At 50.1% G+C, this 23,912-nt stretch carries 13 protein-coding genes and 2 tRNA genes; 4 read left to right on the forward strand and 11 right to left on the reverse strand.

The window, feature by feature from the left end; genetic code table 11:
* Positions 1–138: 138 nt before the first annotated feature.
* Entirely contained in the window at positions 139–2,865 is a 2,727-nt protein-coding gene (gene mgtA, locus BN4314_RS00955) for a magnesium-translocating P-type ATPase (protein ID WP_021734893.1), read from the forward strand.
* Between the two features lie 30 nt (positions 2,866–2,895).
* On the opposite strand, the gene mnmA is transcribed toward mgtA, so the two are convergent.
* The 7 genes from mnmA to polA form a co-directional block, all read right to left on the reverse strand.
* On the reverse strand, positions 2,896–3,993 hold the full coding sequence (gene mnmA, locus BN4314_RS00960) for a tRNA 2-thiouridine(34) synthase MnmA (protein WP_021734797.1): 1,098 nt from the start codon (positions 3,991–3,993) through the stop codon (positions 2,896–2,898).
* Positions 3,990–5,234: a cysteine desulfurase family protein gene (locus BN4314_RS00965; RefSeq protein WP_232309695.1), complete on the reverse strand. Its 1,245-nt coding sequence runs from the start codon at positions 5,232–5,234 to the stop codon at positions 3,990–3,992. Before BN4314_RS00965 ends, mnmA begins: the two co-directional genes overlap by 4 nt.
* Positions 5,235–5,346: 112 nt before the next feature.
* A tRNA-Cys gene (locus tag BN4314_RS00970) sits at positions 5,347–5,420 on the reverse strand.
* A gap of 61 nt (positions 5,421–5,481) precedes the next feature.
* Positions 5,482–5,557 (reverse strand) — tRNA-Gly (locus BN4314_RS00975).
* 105 nt (positions 5,558–5,662) lie between these two features.
* On the reverse strand, positions 5,663–6,442 hold the full coding sequence (locus BN4314_RS00980; RefSeq protein WP_021734872.1) for an anti-sigma factor antagonist: 780 nt from the start codon (positions 6,440–6,442) through the stop codon (positions 5,663–5,665).
* A 29-nt stretch (positions 6,443–6,471) separates the two neighbouring features.
* Complete coding sequence (locus BN4314_RS00985) at positions 6,472–8,787, reverse strand: GAF domain-containing SpoIIE family protein phosphatase (RefSeq protein ID WP_021735067.1); 2,316 nt, start codon at positions 8,785–8,787, stop codon at positions 6,472–6,474.
* Positions 8,788–8,836: 49 nt separating this feature from the next.
* A complete protein-coding gene (gene polA / locus BN4314_RS00990) occupies positions 8,837–11,548 on the reverse strand; it encodes a DNA polymerase I (protein ID WP_021734931.1) in 2,712 nt (903 codons plus the stop codon).
* A gap of 191 nt (positions 11,549–11,739) precedes the next feature.
* Between polA and BN4314_RS00995 the strand changes: the two genes are divergently transcribed.
* The 3 genes from BN4314_RS00995 to BN4314_RS01005 all read left to right on the forward strand — a co-directional run bounded on the left by BN4314_RS00995 (position 11,740) and on the right by BN4314_RS01005 (position 17,149).
* Entirely contained in the window at positions 11,740–13,830 is a 2,091-nt protein-coding gene (locus tag BN4314_RS00995; protein WP_021734845.1) for a glutamine synthetase III family protein, read from the forward strand.
* Between the two features lie 150 nt (positions 13,831–13,980).
* Positions 13,981–16,122 (forward strand): LTA synthase family protein, encoded by a 2,142-nt coding sequence (locus tag BN4314_RS01000; protein WP_021735118.1) that lies wholly within the window; start codon positions 13,981–13,983, stop codon positions 16,120–16,122.
* Between the two features lie 91 nt (positions 16,123–16,213).
* A complete protein-coding gene (locus tag BN4314_RS01005) occupies positions 16,214–17,149 on the forward strand; it encodes a zinc dependent phospholipase C family protein (RefSeq protein ID WP_021734957.1) in 936 nt (311 codons plus the stop codon).
* 59 nt (positions 17,150–17,208) lie between these two features.
* On the opposite strand, the gene BN4314_RS01010 is transcribed toward BN4314_RS01005, so the two are convergent.
* The 4 genes from BN4314_RS01010 to BN4314_RS01025 form a co-directional block, all read right to left on the reverse strand.
* Complete coding sequence (locus tag BN4314_RS01010) at positions 17,209–17,793, reverse strand: manganese efflux pump MntP (protein WP_068539305.1); 585 nt, start codon at positions 17,791–17,793, stop codon at positions 17,209–17,211.
* A gap of 89 nt (positions 17,794–17,882) precedes the next feature.
* Entirely contained in the window at positions 17,883–20,066 is a 2,184-nt protein-coding gene (gene ligA, locus BN4314_RS01015; RefSeq protein WP_021734979.1) for an NAD-dependent DNA ligase LigA, read from the reverse strand.
* Positions 20,067–20,223: 157 nt separating this feature from the next.
* On the reverse strand, positions 20,224–22,215 hold the full coding sequence (htpG, locus tag BN4314_RS01020; RefSeq protein WP_021735087.1) for a molecular chaperone HtpG: 1,992 nt from the start codon (positions 22,213–22,215) through the stop codon (positions 20,224–20,226).
* Positions 22,216–22,333: 118 nt separating this feature from the next.
* Positions 22,334–23,809: a glycogen synthase gene (locus tag BN4314_RS01025; protein WP_021734837.1), complete on the reverse strand. Its 1,476-nt coding sequence runs from the start codon at positions 23,807–23,809 to the stop codon at positions 22,334–22,336.
* Positions 23,810–23,912 lie beyond the last annotated feature (103 nt).

The following is a 23,912-nucleotide window of genomic DNA, read 5'->3' on the forward strand; positions in this document are numbered from 1 at the left end:
TTTGATGAGACTTTCCTGTGTACAAGACAGTATGTGACGTGATTCTTTGGGATCTCGCCGCGCGGCTAGCTGGCCTTCCTACGTCGGAGGTGCAGAGATTTTTGCACCACTTTTTCTCGACACGCAAAGGAGGCAGTTATGTCTACTATCACTACCAAGAATAATTCTCGTTCTGAACTAGGCCGCGAGCTTGCTTTTGCTGCACGCCACGATGTGGCGCGCACGCTTACACGACTAATGTCTACACACAACGGACTCGCAGCAGATATTGCCCAAGCAAAACTCGATCTACTGGGTACCAATGAACTCTCGCCTACACAAGTAGCATCACCTGCAAGAAGGCTCTTTGATGCCTTTGTGAGTCCATTTACGTTGATTTTACTGGCATTGGCTGCGATTTCTCTCTACACCGAGGTTATTGCTGTGGCACCCGAATCACGCGACCCTTCCACGGCAATCATCATAGGCTTGATGGTGGTGATTTCAGGTGTTTTGGGCTATGTCCAAGAAGCAAAGAGTGACCGTGCAGCAGCAGGTCTACGCACAATGGTCACTTCAACATGCTCAGTCACACGCCGGGATCCTGAGACAGATGAGCCGCAAACGAGCGAAATCCCTATTGCACAGGTTGCCGTAGGCGATGTAGTAAATCTTGCAGCAGGCGATATCATCCCAGGTGACGCACGGGTTGTGAGCGCCAAGGATCTTTTTGTGGCGCAGGCTGCACTCACTGGCGAGTCCGAGCCTGTGGAAAAAACACCTGATACAGTCCACACACCACGCATGCGCTCAGGTCGCCGCCGCCCGCTAACCATTGCTGATTGCAGCAACATTTTATTTGCTGGTACCACAGTGCAAAGTGGCAGCGCTACGGCAGTAGTTGTTGCAACAGGCGACAACACCTACCTTGGTCACATGGCCGAAACTCTCGCTGAAACTCCTGCAAAAACAGCCTTTGACCAAGGTATTGAGGATGTCTCACGTGTACTCGTCAGATTTATGGCAGTTATGTGCCCCTTTGTTTTACTTGTCAACGGACTAACCAAGGGTGATTGGCCAGCTTCCCTGTTATTTGCACTGTCAATTGCAGTAGGTATTACACCGCAGATGTTGCCCGTCATTGTTACCACCTGTCTAGCGCGTGGCGCCACCGAAATGAGTCGTCATGATGTCATCGTCAAAGGCTTAGGTTCTATCCAAAATCTCGGCGCAACAGATGTACTGTGCTGCGATAAAACAGGAACGCTCACCGAAAACCGTGTCATACTTGAGCGCCACTTAGATGTAACTGGACGTGATGACAACGACGTCCTGCGCTTTGCCTATCTCAATAGTTCACTACAGACAGGGCTAGTTAACCTCATCGATCAGGCAGTAATTGACGCGACACGCGAGCTTGAAGCAGCCGATCCTCGCCTGTCAGTATTGGATAGCCGCTACGAAAAAATTGATGAGATTCCTTTTGATTTTGAGCGCCGTCGCATGAGCGTGGTGGTACGCGAAAAGGCAACGGGGCTAACCGATATTGTGACCAAAGGCGCTGTTGAAGAGGTGCTGTCTACCTGCAGTTCTGTGCGTTATCACGGCAAGGAGCTGCCACTTCGCGGAGATCTCGTACGCAAGGTAGAAGCCGAGGCAACACGTCTGGGCGATGAGGGGTTGCGCGTGATTGCTGTGGCACGACGCTCTCATCAATTGCCCGTGGGAGCATTTTCGGTGGCAGATGAAAGCAATATGACCCTCGTAGGTTACCTAGCTTTTTTGGATCCGCCCAAAGCTGGAGCTGCCGAAGCAATCGCACGTCTAGAGGCTAGTGGCGTAGCTGTCAAAGTACTTACCGGTGACGCTGAGCGTGTGGCTGCTGCCGTATGCAAAAAAGTCGGCATTGATGTACAAGACATACTAACGGGCGCTGATGTTGATGAACTAAACGATGAAAAGCTCGCTGCACGCGCCGAAAGCTGCAGACTCTTTGCCAAACTCTCTCCCCTACAGAAAGCTCGTGTAGTACGCGTATTGCGCGAACACGGTCACACCGTCGGCTTTTTGGGTGACGGTATCAATGACGCGGCGGCAATGCGTGCAAGCGACGTAGGTATTTCTGTTGATACTGCTGTGGATGTGGCAAAAGAGACGGCAAATATTATTTTGCTCAAAAAAGATCTCATGGTGCTCGACCATGGAATTGAGGAGGGACGCCGCACCTATGTCAATACCATCAAATACATAAAGATGACTGCCGCATCGAACTTTGGAAACGTGCTATCTGTCATGGTGGCAAGCATAGCTTTACCTTTTCTGCCAATGACATCACTTCAGTTGTTGCTACTGGGTTTGACTTACACGCTCGCTGCAGCAGCGCTGCCGTGGGATCGTGTAGACGAAGAGCTGCTGCAAGCTCCACAGCGTTGGGATGCAGGGTCAATTACCAAATTTATGGTGTGGATTGGACCTACAAGCTCGGTGTTTGATCTGCTGACTTACGCAGTGCTGTTCTGGGTGGTATGCCCCGCTCTTGCAGGTGGCACTTGGCATATGGCGCCTACAGGAATGTTTGTTGCAGCATTTCAGACTGGCTGGTTTGTCGAGTCGATGTGGAGTCAGACGCTGGTCATGCATGCCCTCCGCACTGAAAAACTCCCCTTCATAGAGAGTCGTGCTTCTTGGTCTCTCTCACTGCTCACAGCCTTGGGTGTATTGCTTGTAACAGCCATGCCCTACATGCCGACTGTCGCCAACGCCTTGGGTTTAATACCACTTCCTGCAAGCACGCTACCGATACTTTTAGGTGTCATTATTGGTTATCTCGTACTCGTTGCTTTAGCAAAAAAACTGTATATCCGCAGGTTTGGCCGCCTGTTATAGTGGCAGATTGAGCTGTCTTAAGCACCGACACTACAACAGAGAACTAAAGGGGGCTTGAGGAATGGGTCCTGCAACAATACCGCCACCAAGACAGCGCTCACCCGCATAAATTACTGCACTCTGACCAGGTGCAACACGTTTTTGAGCATCGCTGTAGTGTGCACAGAGCGCCCCATCACTGATGTCTATCTGCACGGCTGTCAAAGTGCCCGTATGACGCGTGCGCAGTAAATACCGGCCTGCCGCTGGTGCCTCTCCGCTAATCCAACAGACATCATGAAGCTCAATTTCGCGAGTCCAAAGCCCCGGACACATACGGTCAGCTGTTACATAGACAAGATTTTTTTGCACATCCGTTGACACGACATAGCGAGCAGGTCCTCCACCAAGGTCAAGACCCCGTCTCTGCCCCACCGTATACAAAAACGCCCCGTCATGATGCCCAAGTACGCGACCCGTCTCCCACTCGACAATATCTCCCGCGCGTCGATCGAGCTCATCCAACAAAAATGTGCGAATTCCCACTGGCCCCACAAAACAAATCCCATCGGAATCTGGCTTGTTTTCAATGCCGAGACCACGTTCGGCGCAGGCAGAGCGCACTTCAGCTTTACTAGCAAAACCACCTATAGGAAACAAGCTTCGCGCCAACACCTCTTCGCCAACACGCCAAAGAAAATAGGTTTGATCTTTGTGCTCATCACGGGCACGGAACAGTTGAGTATGACTCTCCTCTTTGTATACACGCGCATAATGGCCTGTAGCAACAAAGTCAGCGCCTTCAGCAAAGGCGCGTTCGGCAAAGCTACCAAATTTGACTGTCTGATTGCACATCACATCAGGATTAGGCGTAAGACCCTGACGGTAACTCTCCACCAAATAATCGACAACTGTACGCTTGTACTCAGCCTCAAAGTCCCAGACTTCAAGGTCAACACCAAGTGTGACCGCAATACGCTCAGCATCTGCTAGCTCGTCTGCCCACGGACAATGAAAACCTGGCAAATCGCGCGACCAATTACGCATGTAGATGGCCTTTACATCGTAATTTTGCTCGACAAGCAGAGCTGTCGCCAACGCAGAATCAACTCCACCAGAAAGACCAACATAGACCTTTCCCTTGCTCACCGGGTACCTCCCATCGAGACAGAAGCAGAATCCCTCGCCGCTGCAAGCTCTGCCTCAGTAAGACCAAGCCGAGTGAGCTCGGAATGCACAACCTCAATAATTTGCTCAGCCGCATACTCAATATCTGCCTCGCAACTGCTGCGACCCAATGTGAGGCGCAAACTACCCTGCGCTACAGCCGCTGGTACGCCAATTGCTTGTAACACATGCGACTGACGCATCTTGCTTGCAGCGCAGGCACTCCCTGTACCAACATAAACGCCGCGACGCTCAAGTGCTATCACCAGACGTCGTGCATCCAACAGGGGGAAGGATATATGTAACAAGCTGGGCAAACGCTTCTTAGCATTGCGAGGACCCGATACCAAAGCCCAAGGAAATTCACTCACCAGTCTACGCTGCAGGCGGTCCCGCAACTGCTGCAAGCGCAGCGCCTCCTCAGCTCGACCAGCAATGGCAAGTTCTAATGCCGCAGCAAAGCCTACCGCCCCAGCAACATTTTCAGTACCAGAACGCACGCCTGATTCTTGGCCACCACCTAAAACCAAAGGTCGCAAAGGCACGCCTTCTGCCGCCCAGAGGAGTCCGACTTGCTTGGGACCATAGACTTTAGCTGCTGACATCGTCATCAGATCACAGCCCAAGGAGGATACATTTGTAGAAAGATAACCTGCAGCCTGAGAAGCATCTGTATGCAACCAGAGCGGACGTAGCTCACCTGCAGCAAGACGTCGTATACGCTCGGTAACAATCACACGTGCTATCTCACGAATTGGCTGGATACTGCCAATTTCACCATTTGCTAGCTCAATTGAGATAAGTTCAGTCTCCGGGCAAATAGCTGCGGACAGAGCAGCTATATCAACGCGGCCATCATTGCATACACCAACCACATCACAAGGATGAGTAGCAGCACAATTCAGCACGCTCTCATGCTCAATTGCATCTACGATAACGCGAGCTTTGTGATCTGCGACCACAGCAAAAGCAAGGTTATTGGCCTCGGTAGCTCCTGCTGTCACCGTTACACAGCCAGGACGTGCCCCAATAAGGTGCGCGATACGCGTACGTGCATCCTCATAAGCTGCGCGAGCGCTACGCGCTGGCGCATAAGGGGCTGAAGGATTGTAAAAGCATTCTGAAAAATAGGGAAGCATAGCGCGAGTGACTTTATCCGCCATGGGAGTTGCCGCAGCAAAATCTAAATAGACTTCGCGAGCTGCCACATGTATCTTACCCAAAACCACTCCCCACCGCGCGTTTGTCTCCTCAAGGCGATTTTCCGCCAAAAGACCTATGTACGCAAAGCATACAAAAAAGGACACCCGCTTGCACGAATGCCCTTTACAATTCTGGAGGCGAAGCCCGGATTCGAACCGGGGATCAGGGCTTTGCAGGCCCGTGCCTTACCACTTGGCTACTTCGCCGTACGCTGACGCATGAGCGTCAGATAAAGAAAAGGCCGAACGAATCGGCCCGGGTAAACCATGGAGCGGGCTACGGGGGTCGAACCCGCGACCTCCACCTTGGCAAGGTGGCGCGCTACCAACTGCGCTAAGCCCGCGACGCAAGAAAGTACTATACGGGAGTCAGCTCATGGATGCAAGTACAAATTTGGAAAAATGTACCATTTGAGGAAAATTTTTCTTAAATCAAGTAAAACAGCAGCTTAGACACCCCGTGCAAGCTTCACAATTCTTACTACCGTGCCTGAACCGACGGTTTTGGGAACAATAGTAACCGAATCAGCAAGCAGTCGCATAAGTTTAAGACCACGACCACGAGCTTGCCAGCAGTCCTCTTCTGCTGCATCATCAGCAATATGCGAAATTCCCAAGCTACCATCAGCCAGCGCCGCGCTCCAACTATCAGCACAGCCACAACCGCAGTCACTTACTTCTACCACAACGCGATCGCGATAGCCCACAATCTCTACAAGCGCACCCTGGCCATCTGTGTGGTCAACTGCATTACCAACGGCCTCTCCTACCGCTAAGTTGGCATCAAAGCGCTCATCACTACTCAAGGGAAGCAGCTCGAGCAACTCACTGACCTTAGAACGTGTCGCTGCAGGGTCTAGCGGATTAATACGCAGGACACGCCTCCAAAGCGGCAGCGTGCCAGGCTCAAGCTCGGGCACCTCATCTTGTTCTACCACTGTTGAAACGGGAATAAAGTCCACCACACGTCTCAAGGCGAGTGCCCTCAGTACCACAGGCGAAACGTTAATAAGAGACATGAGACCACCAGCTGCTCGCATACGCGCAATCTCACGGATGATAAGTCCCATCCCCGCCGAATCAATAAAACTCACATCGGCCATATTCAAAATTACGCGCCGACAACCCGAGCTAATAAGGCTGTCGATGCTACGCCGCACGGCAGGTACGGTCATAACATCAAGATCAGCCTTGAGGGGTACTACGGCTATGTTGATATCAGGTCTCATACGGGAAGTCTTCCCCGCAATAACGTACCTTAATCTGATGTTGTGCATCCAAATTTGTCAAAGCGCAAAGAAACAAGGGCAACGTCATCTTCTAGGTGACAATCAGTGAACTCATCGAGTCGTGTCAACAGGCGATCAAGCAGACCCTCAAAGCCTACTGGAAGCTCCGCCATCACCGCCTCACATAGTCCTGTTTCGCCAAAAAACGCCCCATCTGGCGCACGAGCCTCAGTGGTACCATCCGTATAAAGCAGCAAAACATCACCGGGAAAGAGCTTGACGCGGCCATTGCGATACTCCATCTCGCGGAAGGCTCCCACCACGCCTGACTGCACATCCAACGTGCTCAGATCACCCGTCTGAGCACGAGCAAGTATCGCTGGTGGATGACCAGCAGAACAATAACTCAAATCTGCTCGATTAAGGTCAATGATGCCCACAAACAGCGTTGCAAAAGTTTCTAGGCGAGTAAAGCCAAGCAAAAAATCGTTGAGTAAACGCACCATGCGAGCAGGACTTAGTCCTTCCCAGGAGTAAGCAGCAAGTGCTGTTTTGACAGCAGCTGATACTGAGGCTGCTTCAACACCTTTGCCCGAGACATCACCCATAATGACACAGGCGCGATCCTTAGGTAGACGAATGAGATCATAAAAATCGCCGCCAACAAAAGCGGACTGCGTTGCCGATGTATAAAAACCTGCAGCAGTCACACCAGGAACTTTTTGTAACTCATTACGCATGCCAGTTTGCAAGGCCTGAGAAATATGTCGATCACGTTCGTAAGCCTCTTCAACCTGAGCAGCATCGTGGATATCCTCAGCGAGCCTACGAAGAAAGCTCATTTCAAGTTCATCGAAAGGTTCAAATTCCTCATCACGCAGCAGAAGCATTGCGCGACGGACACCCCCAACAATGCCCAGATCAAAAAACGCACCCTGACAAGGCTCCCCCGCCTTAACAAGCCAAGCACCCAGATCATCTGTAGGACCAATGGCAACTACACTCGTCTCACCCTTATCTTCATGATGGCAAAGCATCTCTGACGGGAGCACGCAACGACCATGCATCGGCAAATCAACAAGGTAGTCACCATGTTCAGAAAGCGGATGCGGACGCAGGAAAACCACCGAACACAACAAAGCCTCGCTCAATAAAGTGCGAACCTTGTCATTCATCTCTTGCCGTTTTTCAGCAGAAGCATCCATACTCTCGGACAACTCAGCTTCTGCCAGTGCATTCCCTGCATCCAAGATGAGTCCACAAAGCTGGTTACCTAGCTCTGCTAATTCGCGTTCGCGCTGCTGCCGTAGAGTTGCAACGGCACCTGCTAACTGCACAGATAGATAACTTGCCACCGCATCAAGAAGTTGTGCATCATCACGACGGATTTGCTTGGCAAATTCCCATCCCACAATAATTGCCGCAATAATATGATTCCCAAACCATACAGGCGCCAACAAAAAGCTTTTGTAAGGCGGCACTATCGACTTGTGTACACGAAAGGTTTGGCGTGTTTCTTCGTCAATCAATTCACGAACTTTTAGCTCGCCTTGACGCAGATCTTCTCGGCAAGGGTCAAGCACGCGTAAGCGCAAGCCACTGCCCACCTCGCGCAGTCTATGTTCAAAAGCTTTGCCAGGCACAAAGAAGTGCTTGACCTGAGAGGTGTTGCTGCCTTCGCTTGCGCCATACAAGCGAAAACCCTCACTTTCTGCAAGATAAAGCAACGCTCCTGTTGCTTCAAGCGTAGAAGAAATTTCTCGTAGTACATCAGTAAAAAGAGCTGCCATATCGGTTGCATCAATCGTACCAAGCACAATTTTGAGCGTACCCGATAGTCGTCTATTAGCACGTGAAAGCTCCTCAAGCAAGCGCTCGCGTTCACGACTTGCAGCTTCCTCATCATGAACAATTGAAGCCACTAATAAATATATATCTTTGGGAGCCTGTACACGATCAGCACGCACATTCAGCTCGCGAGCGCGGCCATCTGCACTTGTACAGAGCAGACGCCGTGTACTCCCATCCACAGAAAAAGGCAGATCAGAAAGCTGAAAATCCGTCTTGGGAGCATGTCCTAGCGCAGGTGGAAAAAGCATACGGACATCAAGATCTTGAATACTTGATACCGAAATACGATTTTTTACCGCCTGTCCCAGCAACTCCTCGGCTTCCTCGTTGGCAAGCAGAATGTGTCCTGCTCCATCAAAAGCCAAAGCGGCATCACTGATCATAGCCAGCAGGCGCGCAAGCAAGCCTGATGTCGCACGATCTACCTCTGTCGAAGCTTGCAGTATCATATGCTCCTTGCGTTCTATGCTCGCCTTGGGCATCTCTTCTGCCACTACGTTCCCTTTCCATGCTTTTTCTTGAGAATAGTCGTCGGGCAAAACCTTACTTTGCATCGGCCCAGGTCGTACCGTAGCTTACATCAGCTACCAGCGGCACCTTGAGCGTAACAATACCTTCCATGGTTTGCTTGACGAGTACCGAGAGAACTTCAAGTTCGTCTTTGGGCACCTCGAAATCTAATTCGTCGTGAATCTGCAGGACAAGCTTGGATTTAAGCCCTTCTTTATCAAGACGATTCTGCACACGAATCATCGCCAATTTGATGATATCGGCAGCAGTACCCTGCATCGGATGATTCATCGCTGTGCGCTCTCCAAAGGCAACAAGCTGGCGGTTGTGCGCAGAAATCTCTGCAATATGACGTTTGCGACCATACATCGTCGCAACCCAACCCTGCTTGTGTGCAAGCGCAACTTGCGCATCAAGGAAAGTACGAACACCAGGATAGGCTGCGTAGTAGCGGTCAATCATCTCTTGTGCCTCAGCGCGCGGAATCTTGAGCGAAGTGGACAAACCGTACGCTTGTTGACCATAGACAATGCCAAAGTTTACCGCCTTGGCACGACTGCGCAGTGCCGGTGTTACTTCAGATACAGGCACGCCAAAGACGCGTGCAGCCGTTTCAGCATGAAAGTCCTCACCCTCGCAAAAGGCACGGATGAGATGCTCATCGCCTGATAGATGTGCAAGTAAGCGAAGCTCAATTTGGCTGTAGTCGCAGGCCAAGAAGACCGCATCCTCAGGTACCGTAAAAGCACGACGTACGCGATGACCCAACTCAGAGCGCGTAGGAATATTTTGCAAATTAGGCTCGGAACTCGATAAGCGCCCTGTTGCGGTTACTGTCTGATTGAGTGTGGTATGAATACGTCCATCACTTAAAATAAGTGCAGGTAAAGCATCTAAGTAGGTAGACTTTATCTTTGCACGCTCACGGTAATCAAGCACTTCGGCAACAATTGGTTCTTCTTGAGCAAGGTCCTCAAGCACTTTGGCATTAGTGGAATAGTAGCCGCGCTTAGTCTTTTTGAGACCATAGCTTGGCAAGCCCAATACCTCAAAAAGCACATGAGAGAGTTGCATAGGACTATCGACATTAAACTCTTCACCTGCAGCTTCGTGAATATCTGCAACCATCTGACTGACTTCACGAGCAAGTTCGGCAGATTGAGCAGCAAAAATCTCTGAATCAGCTTTAAGACCCGTACGCTCCATCTGCAAAAGCACAGGCAGCAACGGCATCTCAATAGTGTTAAAAATCTCCTCAGAGCCATCTTCAGCAAGCAGAGCGGCAAGCTTGGGCTGCAACAAACACGCACCCAAAGCATCAAGTGCCGCTTGTGGGAGTTTGTCACTCGGCTCAGGCAAAACAACATCAGGAAGAAAAGCTCCCATCAGTGAGCTAATATCCAAACCGCTGCGTGCAGAATCGAGCAGATATGCAGCGATGCCACAGTCAAAAAGACGAGCAGAACGTAGTTCATGAGGCTCTACACGTGCAGGTAACGCAGAGTCATACGGACAAATCGCGTGTATCAATGTCTTGATATCAGCTGCAACAAGCTTGCCCTTGCGAGCTAGTTGCTCAAGCGTAGCGAAAGCTATTTCACCCTCAAAACTCAGTATATTTGCGCGTGTCGCGAGCCAAAGTGTCTGTTGTGGCTGGCTATCTTCTCCCAAATCCAAGGTCATCTGCCCAGCTTTACCCTCAGCAAGCCCCAGAGCAACGCCTATCCACTCTCCTTCTTCAAGGGCGCTATCGAGAGCAGCCTGAGCTTCTTTTCCGCTAAGCGGGCTATGAATTTCAAAGGAAGGCTTAGACGCAACGCTTTGCTTGTCACCCTCAGTAGCTGCCGTGGCCGGGGCAAAGGCAAGCATGCGCTTGGTCAGGCTGGTAAAGCCCAATGCAGTAAAAGCAGTACGCAGAGTTACGGGGTCAAAAGTTGGCCATTTAGCATCAGCAAAATCCATATCAAGTGGTGCGTCTGTACGAATCCGCGCTACCTCACGCGAAAGCAACGCATCCTGAATATGCTCACGCAGGCTTTCGCCCACCTTACCTTTGACCTCATCAGCATGAGCAACGACCGCATCAAGATTGCCATACTGTACGATAAGTGCGCTGGCTTTTTTGGGACCAATACCTGGAACGCCAGGAATATTGTCTGAACTATCGCCTTTAAGACCGTAGAAGTCGGGAACCAGTTCAGGCGTAATCCCGTGATAGAGGTTCTCAACTGACTCGGGCGTCATAATTGCAACGTCAGACATACCTTTGCGCGTTGAGACAATATGCACATGATCTGTCGAAAGTTGATACATATCACGGTCACCTGTGATGAGATACATGTTGTAACCAGCTTCTTCACCACGGCGGGCAAGAGTGCCGAGAATATCGTCACCCTCCCATCCATTGAGCTCACACACGGGCACATCCATCGCATGAAGCAGCTCTTTTACTTTGGGAAACTGCTGATGTAATGATGGATCCATCGAAGGACGCTGAGCCTTATACTCAGGCAACATTTCCATGCGCACAGCAGGCTTGCCCTTATCAAAGGCACAAATTATGCCGTCTGGACGGAAGATCTCGACCATCTTGATAAACATGCTCATAAAACCAAATATCGCATTGGTTGCGCTACCATCAGGCGCAGTCATGGTAGGCGGAATCGCATGAAAGGCACGGTGCATAAGCGAATTGCCATCAATAACGGCAATGGTACGATGGTCACTAAACGTATTCTCAGGCATAAAAGCTCCTCTGAAGCTCTTTTTTGATAGCTGTTCTCTCTATTCTACCCGCCCCTTATGACAGCAAACGTCGACACCACGCGCCAGCGCACACGTAACATTTGTGCGTATAGGCCAATGACAGCAAAAATGCAGCATTTCGGCGTAAACTTGTGCCGCATGACCGCACATGAGTCCCGAGAGGATTTGATATGGGCAAAGACAAGGTCTCGCAAGAGTACGGCAGTCTGTTATTTACCGATACTGACATGCAGGAACGCCTGCCAAAGCCAACATACAAAAAGCTCCTGCAGGTCACTCAAGATGGTGAGCCTCTTGATCTTGATATTGCAAATGAGGTTGCCCACGCAATGAAGAGCTGGGCACTTGAGCATGGCGCCACCCACTTCACTCACTGGTTCCAGCCGCTCACAGGCATCACTTCCGAAAAGCACGACAGCTTCATCACACCTCGCGATGACGGCACCGTGTTAATGGCGTTTTCGGGTAAAGAGCTTATCCAAGGTGAGCCCGATGCATCATCTTTTCCTTCAGGTGGTTTGCGTGCAACTTTTGAGGCGCGCGGTTATACCGTCTGGGATCCAATGAGCCCCGTCTTTATCAAAGATGAAGTGCTTTGCATCCCAACCGCCTTTATTAGCTACACCGGAGAAGCTCTGGACAAAAAAACCCCGCTTTTGCGCTCACAGGTTGCTATCGAACGGCAAGCAAAGCGTGTACTTGCTCTTTTTGGTCACAAACCTCGCCGCGTGGTCACCACCTGCGGTCCCGAGCAGGAGTATTTTCTTATTCGTGAGCAGGACTTTGCTGCTCGCCCTGATCTGGTGCTAACTGGCCGCACACTTTTTGGTTGCCCACCCGCCAAGGGGCAAGAACTCGAAGAACATTACTTCGGCGCTATTCGCCCTACCGTCAACGCCTTTATGAAGGAGGTTGACGATGAACTCTGGAAGCTCGGCGTGCCCGTTCGTACCAAGCATAATGAGGTTGCACCCTCACAGCACGAACTTGCTCCCATTTTTGAGCAGGGTTCAGTTGCTATTGATGACAACCTCCTTACCATGGAAAAACTTAAACTGCTGGCAACCCGCCACGGACTTGCGTGCCTACAACACGAGCGACCTTTTGAGTATGTCAATGGCTCGGGTAAGCATGACAACTGGTCGCTTTCTGCCGATGGACAAAACCTACTGGAGCCTGGGGATGAGCCTGAGGAAAATTTGCAATTCTTGGTATTTTTGTCCTTCTTGGTTGCGGCGGTCGATGAACATGCAGACTTATTACGTGCAAGCATTGCATCGGCCGGCAATGACCATCGCCTAGGCGCCAATGAGGCACCTCCTGCTATCGTATCCGTCTTTCTTGGAGACGAGCTTGCGCCTGTTGTAGATGCACTGATCAACGACCGTTCCGTGCATTCTCATAGTCGCACCGAGGTTGACTTGGGAGTCCCTCAATTACCGAACTTCTTCCGCGATAATACCGATCGCAATCGCACTTCTCCTTTTGCCTTTACGGGCAACAAGTTTGAGTTCCGTATGTGTGGTAGCCAGCAAAATCTTTCTGGTCCCAACGTCGTACTTAATACCGCAGTAGCCGAGCAATGCGATCGCTTTGCCAACGATCTTGAACGCGTTCCCGCTGACAAATTCGTCGAACATGCTCTGGCATGGGTCAAACGCACCTTCCGCGAGCATCGCCGGATTATTTTTGAGGGCAATGGCTACTCTGAGGACTGGGAGCTCGAGGCTACAAGTCGCGGCCTACACAATCTCAAGACGACTCCTGATGCTCTGCCCGCACTGATTGCTCCACAAGCCATCGCTCTTTTTGGTCGCTATGGTGTACTCAGCGAGTCTGAGCTCCGTGCTCGTTACATTTCAGCAGCCGAACAGTATGCGAAGCTCCTCAATATCGAAGCTAATACCATGGTAATGATGGCACGCAAGCTCTACTTGCCAGCGCTAACTAGCTTCTCTTCCGAAATTGCTACTGCAGTAGCGGCCAAAGAGGCCATCGGCATCGATAGCCCCACCGAAAAAGAAACGGTCCGCATAGTCACCGAGGGTATCTCCGCAATCGCTGCTGCTGCCCATACCTTAGAAGAGCGCAATACCGCTATCCAAGCACTCGCAGATCCTGCTAAGCAGGACAATGCCTATCGCGACGATGTTTTGCCCGCAATGGCAGACCTACGTCAACAGGTCGATGCTATGGAAGAAATTTGTGGTGAGGATTGGTGGCCTGTACCTAGCTACAACTCGCTGCTTTTCTGGGTCTAATCCAAGAGCAGGTGGATTGTATTTCGCAGTCTACCTGCTCTTTTCTATTTTTTTCATTAATTTTCAACTGTCTTAAGTTTATATCCATGTACACCGTGGGAAACTTATACCTATTGGAGTCAACTCGTAAAGCCCGTCGAAAGTGTTGTCATGTTTGCTATTGAGTTTGTTTTTCTCTGTCTTGTGATAGCAGCTTATGTACTTGTGCCGCGCAAATTCAAGAAAGACGATATGAGACCTGCTGATTGGGGTTGGAGCATTGTCTTTACTCTTCTTCTTATAGGTATTGGCATCTACGATATAGCAGGGCTTGTGAACGCAGGTTTGCTGGAGCGCGTTGCTCTTAGCGCTGCATTAACAACTGGCTCGATTGTGTCGCTTTGGCACAACAACATCCGCAATAAACTTTCTGAGCTTCACAAACCTGCACCTCAAATTCTTGAGGCACTCATGTTGCTGTTAGGCGCTTATCTCACATTTGTGTGCATTGAGCTGCCTTCAAACCCACGTATTGACAGTTTCTGGATTGAAGGCATGATTCTTGAGATTGCTATCATTTTGCTTGTGATGGTAGCGCTCCATTTTTTGACTCAGCGTTCTGGTGTTGGTGCCACAATCGCCGCTCTTATTTTTGAGCTCGCTGGTATTGCCGAATTCTTTGTGGTTACCTTCAAAAACACCCCTATCATGGCAGGCGATATCTTGGCATTGGGTACTGCTGCAGCTGTCGGTGGTGGCTATACCTACGCTATCAATGGCAAGGTTTTGCTCTCTGTGGCTTTGCTTGCTTTGGTAATCTTGATGCTGTCACTCACTCCCAAACCCAAGCACACAAAAAAGCTTGCAGCCGTCGGTGCAAACTTATTGGTTAGCGCTGCCACTTGCCTCGTACTTGGTCTGGGTTGCACGCAAATTAGCTTTGGAAATACTTTTAATATTGTCTATAACGCTTGGATTCCTCTAGAAAGCTACTGGCGGGAGGGCTTTATAAGCTCCTTTTTAACCCAGCTTCAATCTTTCAATCCCGAAAAGCCCAAAGGCTACTCCAACGAATCTGCCGAAAAGCTCTTTGCTAACTATGTTGCCCAGTATGACGCTACTCTGGGCGCTACCGCCGAGCACAAAGCCGCGGTCAAGCAGTTCAATGAGGAGAAGCCCTCTGTTATCTGTATCATGAATGAGTCTTATTCTGATTTATCCCGCTATGCAAATCTGGGCGGCGCATACAACGGGCCTGAATGGTTCAAAAACTATCAGGGTGCACTCGCCAAGGGCGCTCTCTACGTTGCACCTTACGGTGGAGGTACCTGCAACTCTGAGTGGGAGTTGATGACAAGCTGCTCGATGGCATTTATGGGTTCTGGTGTCTATCCCTACATGGTCTATAACATGGAGGGTGTACCTAACATGGCCGCCAGCTTCAAAAAACTGGGGTATGACACCATTGCGATGCATCCTAACCTTGCCACTAACTGGGGACGCGATGTGGTCTACCCTACCTTTGGCTTTGATCGTTTCCTTGATATCAACGACTTTACTGGCGCTGATCGCCTACGCAACATGGTTACCGATGAGGCAACTTACGACAAGATTTATGAGAGTCTTACGACCAGCAAAAACCCGCAGTTCTTCCTCAATGTCACTATGCAAAATCACGGCGGTTATGAGACAGGCGCTCTGCCTACAGATATGGTCAAGCACTACCGCGTACATGGTATTAATAACCCTGCTTTGGATGAGTATCTGGCTCTTATCGATGAGTCGGACCGTGCAATGGAGAAGTTCTTAGAGCAACTCTCCAAGCTTGATCGCAAGGTTGTGGTGGTCTTTTTTGGTGACCATCAGCCTTCCATTGCAAATGAGTACAACAAACTCATCACCGATGATCCATCCGATTTGGTGCATCAGGAGCGTGAACGCACTACTGAATACATGATTTGGGCTAACTATGATGTTGCTGGTTCAAAGAAAAACCAGCAGCTCGATACCAGTACCAACTTCCTTGCAGCCGATATGCTGCAGCTCATCGGTGGTCCGCTCACCGACCTCAACAAAGCTGAGCTGGTTATGCGCCATAGCGACATGCCTGTTCTTAACCTCTTGGGCTACCAAGATAAGTCAGGCACGTGGAATGATATCAGCACGAAAGCCGCGCAAAAGGCAGGCACGCCCGCTGCCCGACTACGTCTTGATCTACAGACCCTGCAATATAAGCAGCTTTTTGGCGACGGCGTCAAATTCCGCACGGGCGCTGGGCACGAAGGGACTGTCTGGGGACGTATTGGTGGTTAAATCACCAAGCGAAATGGCTCGCCTTGGGATAGGATGTATTTGTTATTTCCAACAGCCGCCTTGCGCGGCTGTTGCTATAAGGAGAATATAGATGCCAGCTATTATTACTCATCACCTCTTTGGCGAAGATGCCGCAAAACTTCTACCTAAAGATATTGTGAGTGACGAAGAGGAGCTCCTTGCCTTTCTATTGGGCAATCAGGGTCCCGACCCCCTCTTTGCCTGTATAAGCACCTTTCCTGAACAGGCCAAACTCTGCCACAAACTAGGGTGGGAACTCCACGAACGTAAGATTGTTGATGCATTTTGGGTACTACGCGATGCGGTAAGTCACCTGCGTTGCGAAGACGAGCGCATCGGCCTTGCTTGGTCATTGGGCTATTTAGGCCACTATGCACTCGATAGTGCCGCTCATCCGCTGATTTATGCTCAACAGGATGAGCTGGCACGCGCTGCATATGGTCTTGAAGATGCTAGCGAAGAAATCCACGCTCTGCTCGAAAGCGAAATTGACGTTTGGATGCTGCGCCAGCTACGTGGCATAAACGTTACAGATGTGCCCACGTATTCTTATCTAGCACGTACCGAACGCATTTCACAAGTCGCAGGTGCACTGATGGCCCAAGTTGGACTGCAGGTCTACGGTTTGCCAATAGGTGTTGCTGCCTATGGTGGAGCGGTTGCTGATTACGAATTGGTTTATCGTTTTATTGAACCAGCAGGTAGTATGCACACGCGCCTCGCAACAAAGATCGAGCAACTGATACGTCCAAATCACTACTCGCGAATTTTGGCCATGACGCATGTGGTCAGTGAGAGCGACGCCTGTGCAGCAGCAAATCTTGAGCAGCGTAGATGGATTAATCCTGCCGATGGTAAACCACGAACTGAAAGTTTCCCTGACCTCTATCATTTGGGTCTTGAGCGCTGGGAATCATTGTCACACTGCTTGTCCTCGGGTGACCGCAAAGGCTTTGCGCAAATCGTCAATAGTCTTAACTTTGATGGTAAGCCCGATATGGGGTAGCGTCTACGGTTTTTGAGCGCGCTATTGCAGCACTCTTTTTGTCTGCATGGGTACCTAAGCTATATGCCAAAGAAAGCTTTGAGGCCAATTCCTACAAGAACGATACCGCCTACAACTTCAGCTCGATTACCCAGCAATGTGCTCAATTTCTTGCCCAGCACAATCGCGATGACGCAACAAAGTGCCGTAGTGAGGCCAATGGTAGTAACCGAAAACGCAAGGTTTACCGACTGCGCACGCAGGCTCACACCTACCGCAAAGGCATCGATAGCGGTAGCCACTGCCTGAAAAAACAACGTAGTCAAGGTCATACGACGGCGAACAGCGCAGACCTCGCCCTCGATGTTTTTACTGCGGCGTGCGGCAAGTAGAGCGCTGCCACCTTCGCAAATCATATGGCCACCAATAATGCCCAAAATCACGAGGGTCACCAAGCCTGCGTAACGCTCGATAAGAAAAGCAGCCACACTGCCCAAGAAATAGCCCAAGAGCGGCATCAAAGCCTGGAATACTCCAAAGAAAAGTGGCATCAACATCAGACGGCGCTTAGGTTCTTCGCTATAGATAAAGGTGTTGGAAACAGTCACCGAGAAAGCATCTGCTGAGAGCGCAAGCCCCAACAGCAAAATCTCTACTAGGGTCATCGACCCTCCCCCTCTTGCAAGAATCAAACAAGCAGCCGTTTCCTCTCCCCGGCCGCTTGTTTGCCTACAAATTATCTGTGGCGCACATTTTACTCGGGCATAGGCCTCTCGCCTGTTGCCAAAATATGCTCAAGAGCTTCTTCATTCAAAATAGGCACCCCTAACTGGTCGGCTTTGGTAAGCTTGGATCCTGCAGCCTCTCCTGCAATCACAAAACTCGTCTTTTTTGAAACCGAACCAGATACCTTGGCGCCGAGAGCAAGCAAAGCATTTTTCACTTCGCTGCGCCCATGATGAGGAAGCGTACCCGTGAGGACAAAAGTCAAACCGGATAGAGTCTGAGGAATCGCTTCATCCTGTCGTTGTTCTTCGAGCATAACGTTTGCCTGCCGCAAGCGCTCAATTACCGCAAGGTTATCGGCAACCCTAAAGAAAGACACAACCGATGCAGCAATTTTGGGTCCAATGCCCTCAACCTGTGCAATATCTTCTTCGCTTGCAAGCTGTAGAGCCTCAAGGCTGCCAAAATGCTGAGCGAGCAAGCGAGCAACATGAGCACCTACCATACGAATACCCAGACCAAAAAGCACACGTGCCAAACCACGACTCTTGGACTCTTCAATTTCGCTCATCACTTTTGTAGCAATGGTTTTTCCTACAAGAATCGCCTCTCCAGCTTCATGGTCTTTGCCGGTGGTCTCGTAGCTACGGCCAGTTTCAACGGCAGCGAGCTGCGCGGCCGTTAGGTAGTAAAAGTCTGCCACATCGCTCAGTAGACCTTGGGCAACCATACGCTCAACGATTTGGTCTCCCAGACCATCTATATCCATCGCACCACGACTTACCCAGTGCAGCAAACGCTCTGTTGCTTGAGAAGGACAGTCAAGAGATACGCACCGGAAAGCCACCTCGCCTTCTTCGCGCACAACAAGCGACCCACAGCTGGGACAATGCGTAGGCATTTCAAACTCAACAGCAGTAGCGGGACGTAACTCACGCACAGGTCCTACTATCTCGGGAATAACGTCCCCTGCTTTACGAACAATCACGGTATCGCCCACTCGCACATCTTTGCGACGAATTTCATCAAGATTGTGCAAGGTAGCACGCGCAATCGTTGAGCCTGAAACCACGACGGGATCAAATTCTGCCACTGGTGTCAACACGCCTGTACGACCTACTTGAATGCGAATTTCACGCAGCACTGTGGTCTTCTCCTCAGGCGGAAATTTGAAAGCAATACTCCAGCGTGGTGCACGGGCGGTAGCGCCCAGCGCGGCTTGACCTGCAAGCGAATCAACTTTTACCACAACGCCATCAATGTCATAGTCAAGCTCTTCTCTATGAGCAAGCGCAGCTTCACAGTAGGCATGTACCTCAGCCGCAGAGGCGCAGCGACGCGCATGCGGGTTGACATGAAAACCACAGTCGCGTAGCCAATCTAAAAAATCAGCTTGCGTGTTAACGGCGAGTGGTTCCTCATCAGCCACCGCATAGATAAAGGTTGCTAGATCACGCGCAGCCGTCACCTTAAAATCTTTTTGGCGCAAACTACCTGCTGCAGCATTGCGCGGATTAGCAAAAGGCTGAAGACCAGCAGCATCGGCATCCTCATTGAGGCGTACAAAACTGTGCTTGGGCATGTAAACTTCCCCGCGGACCTCAATGGATTGCCCTAAACCACCGCCTGTCACATGCGCAAGTCCTGCTTGTGCCAAAGTACGAGGTACATCAGCAATCGTTAGCACGTTTGCGGTAACATCCTCGCCCGTCGTGCCATCACCACGCGTAGCTGCACGTATTAATCTTCCATCACGATAGGTTAGAGCAACGCCCAAGCCATCAATCTTTAGCTCACAGGTAAAGGCAACATCTTTACCACCCAACGACTCTACCGTGCGTTCAAGCCACTCATCCAACTCTTCAAGGTTCATGGCATCATCGATGGAATACATGCGTTGTGCATGCGTTACTGGCATAAACGCACGGTCAACAAAACCACCGATACGCTGAGTATAAGAATCAGGCGTCAATAACTCAGGGTGCTCTGCTTCGATATGCTGCAGCTCGCGCAAATAGCGATCAAACTGCGCGTCAGTCAACTCGGGGTTATCTTGCACATAGTATTGATAAGCAGCGCGGTCAAGAATGGCGCGAAGTTCAACTGCTCGCTCGGCAGGCGTTTGTGCAGGAGATTGAGGAGTTGTATTCAGCTGTTTGTCTTCACCAAAAAGTGAAGTCTGCCAAAGCTCATCATTAGTTTGGTCTGCCACGTTGCCCCCTTGTATCTGTCTTTGTTATTTATCCTAACGCATGCAGACGACACAAAATGTCTGCCTATCTAACTTCTGAGATACCACGAAACGGTTCTGCCACGTAAGGCAAAACCGTTTCGCTCATGTTTGTACTAATGAGGCTGTCTAGCTGGATTTATGCCATCAACTTGCACACATTTTGGGCAAAGTTTACAGGATCTTTCACAGGAAGGCCCGCCATAAGCAATGCTTGATCTAACAACAATGAACTCATCAAATTGAGCTTGTCGGTATCTCCTGCCTGCTGAGCCGCGCGCAACTTTTCAAAGACAGGATGCGTTGCATTAAGCTGCAGGACACGCTGAGCACCAATCTGGGGCATACCTTCGGGACCTTCAGATATGACACGCTCCATCTCCAGAGAAATGGGACCTTCGGAGGCAATGACGGCAGGAGCATCTGTGGCAAGCGGCGATACGGCAACTTTTGAAATTGCATCACCCAACGCTGCCTTCATAGCTTCAAGCAGTTCCTTGTTTTCATCCGCTGTTTCCTCGGCTTGTTTCTTTTCCTCATCCGTTGCCAAATCAAGCTCGCCTGAGCTAACGTTTTTGAATGCGCACGTGCGCTCCTTGGCTTCCTCACCTTCTTTGGCCTCAGGGGTCCAGCGGTAGTCGCGCATCATTTGCAAGCAGAACTCATCAACATCTTCTGTCATCAACAGCACGTCAAAGCCATGGTCAAGCACTGAATGCACCACGGGCATCTTTTCTAGACGCTCGCGATCTTCACCTGCAGCATAGTAAATAACATCTTGTCCTTCAGGCATAGCAGCTACATACTCGGCCAAGGTCACCAGTTTCCCCTGCTGTGCCGACCAATACAGCAACAAGTTTGCAAGCGAATCTTTCTTGGCACCATAACTAGCGTAAATACCGTACTTTAGGCCACGGCCAAAGTGCTCAAAGAACTTCTCATAGTCTTCGCGTGCATCGTTGCGCATGGTCTGCAGTTCACTGGAAATCTTGCGCTCTACACGCCGAGCAATTGCCTGAAGCTGACGCGTCTGTTGCAGGGTTTCACGCGAGATATTGAGTGCGATATCGGGACTGTCAACTACACCATGAACAAAGTTGTAATAGTCAGGAAGTAAATCTGCGCACTTATCCTGGATTAACACACCACGACTATAGAGTTGCAGGCCTTTTTCATAGTCACGACTATAAAGATCAAAGGGAGGCTCACTAGGCACAAAGAGCAGTGCATTATATTCAAGCGTCCCTTCGGCATGCAGAGAGAAGGTGCGCAAAGGCTTCGAATAATCATGGAAGCTTTGCTCATAGAACTCATCGTATTCGTCCTGACTCACCTCAGAGGGACGACGGCGCCAAATAGGTGTCATAGAATTTAGTGTCTCGAGCTCGGTATACTCTTCCCACTCAGGCGTATAATCCTCGGGCTTGGGCTCAGGGGCAGGCTTTTGGCGACTCTTAGTCACCAGCATACGCACGGGATAACGTACATAGTTGGAATAGCGTTTAATCAAATCACGCAGCTGCCACTCTTCCAAATAGCCGCTATATTTTTCGTCGTCGGTATCATCGCGCAACGTCAAGATAACATCGGTACCATGATTGCGACCCTCAAGCAATGCATCTGCATCGATAGGATTAACACTGTAGCCATCAAGGCCATTGGACTCCCACACATGAGCCTCATCAGAGCCAAAGGCACGACTTACCACGCGCACGTTCTTTGCCACCATAAAGGCAGAATAAAAGCCCACGCCAAACTGACCAATAATCTCAGCTGCGCTATGGGGATTATCCTCGTTTTCCTCATCTGCCGCCTGCGTATTGGCTGCCTTGAATTCCTCTGACCCAGAATGTGCAATGGTACCTAGATTACGATCAAGATCCTCTGCGCTCATGCCAATACCGTTGTCCGAAATCGTCAACGTATGCGCATCTTTATCCACGCTCAGGCGAATCTGTAGTTCGTCATCCCCCAGTTTACAAGCAGGGTCAGTCAGGCTTGCAAAATGCAGCTTATCAACCGCATCAGACGCGTTAGAGACAAGTTCACGTAAGAAAATCTCGCGATTGGTGTAGATAGAGTTAATCATAAGGTCCAAGAGCTTTTTGGACTCAGTCTTAAATTGGTGCATAGCGCAATGCCCCCTTCGATTGGATACAGAATCAACAAACATATGGTACCCAAAAGAAGGAAATCTAAGCGCTACGCACTAAGATTTCTACTTTTTCTTCCCGTGCCCTGCTAGCGGTCTAGCTCAGCATATTTTGGTAAAGCTCTTCGTAGCGCTTGGCAGAGACGTTCCAGCTAAAGTCACGAGTCATAGCACGGCATACCATCGCATCCCAACTGTGCCTGCGCGTAAAGTAAACCGTCTTGGCATAGTTAATCGCATTGAGCAGCAACCATGAATTGTAGTGGTTAAACGAGAAGCCCACGCCTGTCTCATCATATTCGTTATACGGCTCAACCGTGTCACGCAGACCACCAGTTTCACGCACAATAGGCAGTGCACCATAACGCATCGCAATAAGTTGTGTGAGGCCGCAGGGCTCAAAACGACTAGGTACCAACATAGCATCGGCTGCTGCATAAATCTTGGAAGACCGCTCGCTCGAGTACATGATGGAACTAGAAACGGTACCGTGGTGACGCCACTCAAGATCGCGGAACATATTTTCAAGATTGCTGTCGCCTGTACCAAGCAAAACAAACTGCGTATTACCGTCAGCAACCATATCCTCAGCAATGGTACCCACCAAGTCGAGCCCCTTTTGGTTGGTAAGACGCGAAATCAAACCAATGACCATCTTGCTTGGATCCACAACAAGGTCAAGTTCACGCTGAAGTGCCAGCTTGTTTTCGGCCTTGCCTTTAATGACATTGCGCGAGGAATAGTTATAGGTCAGATGCTTATCAGTCTTGGGGTTGTTGACCTCATAGTCAATACCGTTAACAATACCCACCATCTTGGAGGCATGGTAGCGCATAATGCCATCAAGATCTTCGCCATACTCACTAGTCTGGATCTCTCCTGCATATGTCTCAGATACCGTAGTTACTCGGTCAGCGTAAACAATGCCACCCTTGAGCATGTTGGCATCATTGCGATAGGCATTTGCTGCACTTGAATAACCACATTTATCCAGTGCAAATGCCTCATCAGGAATACCCGAAACGCGCTGCATGCGCTCGCGTTCACAAATACCTTGGAAACGCAGGTTGTGAATGGTGATTACACATTTGGTATTGCGCGAAAGATCCGTGTCATAAAAAAGCGTACGTAAAAACACGGGCACAAGCCCTGCTTGCCAATCGTGACAATGGATGATATCAGGAATCCAACCAATAACAGGTAATGCTGCTAGTACCGCTTTATCAAAGAAAATGAACTTTTCGATGTCGTCATACATATTGGTATAGGGTGCGCCCCAACCAAAGAAATCCTCATTATCGAGGAAGTAATAGGTAACACCATCTTGGTCGAAGGTCTCAACACCCACAAAATGGTTACCAATACCTCCCATATCCATCCAAAAGTCGCATACATGCGTCATGCGATCTTTATACTCTTGGGGCAAGACACTGTATTTGGGAATAATGACGCGCACATCCACACCATCGGCTACCAAAGCCTTGGGCAGCGCGCCCATAACATCAGCGAGTCCACCTGTTTTAATAAAGGGGTAGCATTCGGAGCCAACGAACAGAACCTTAGGTGCAGCCATAGCTTGCCTTCCTCCCGTTCGCACCGGCTCTTACGTCCGGGCGTCGTCGTCATTTTTTAGTTTAGCGAAACTGACTCAATCTCGCAGCAGTACTGCCAACCAA

The sequence above is a fragment of the Olegusella massiliensis genome, from assembly GCF_900078545.1.
Taxonomy (GTDB): domain Bacteria; phylum Actinomycetota; class Coriobacteriia; order Coriobacteriales; family Atopobiaceae; genus Olegusella; species Olegusella massiliensis.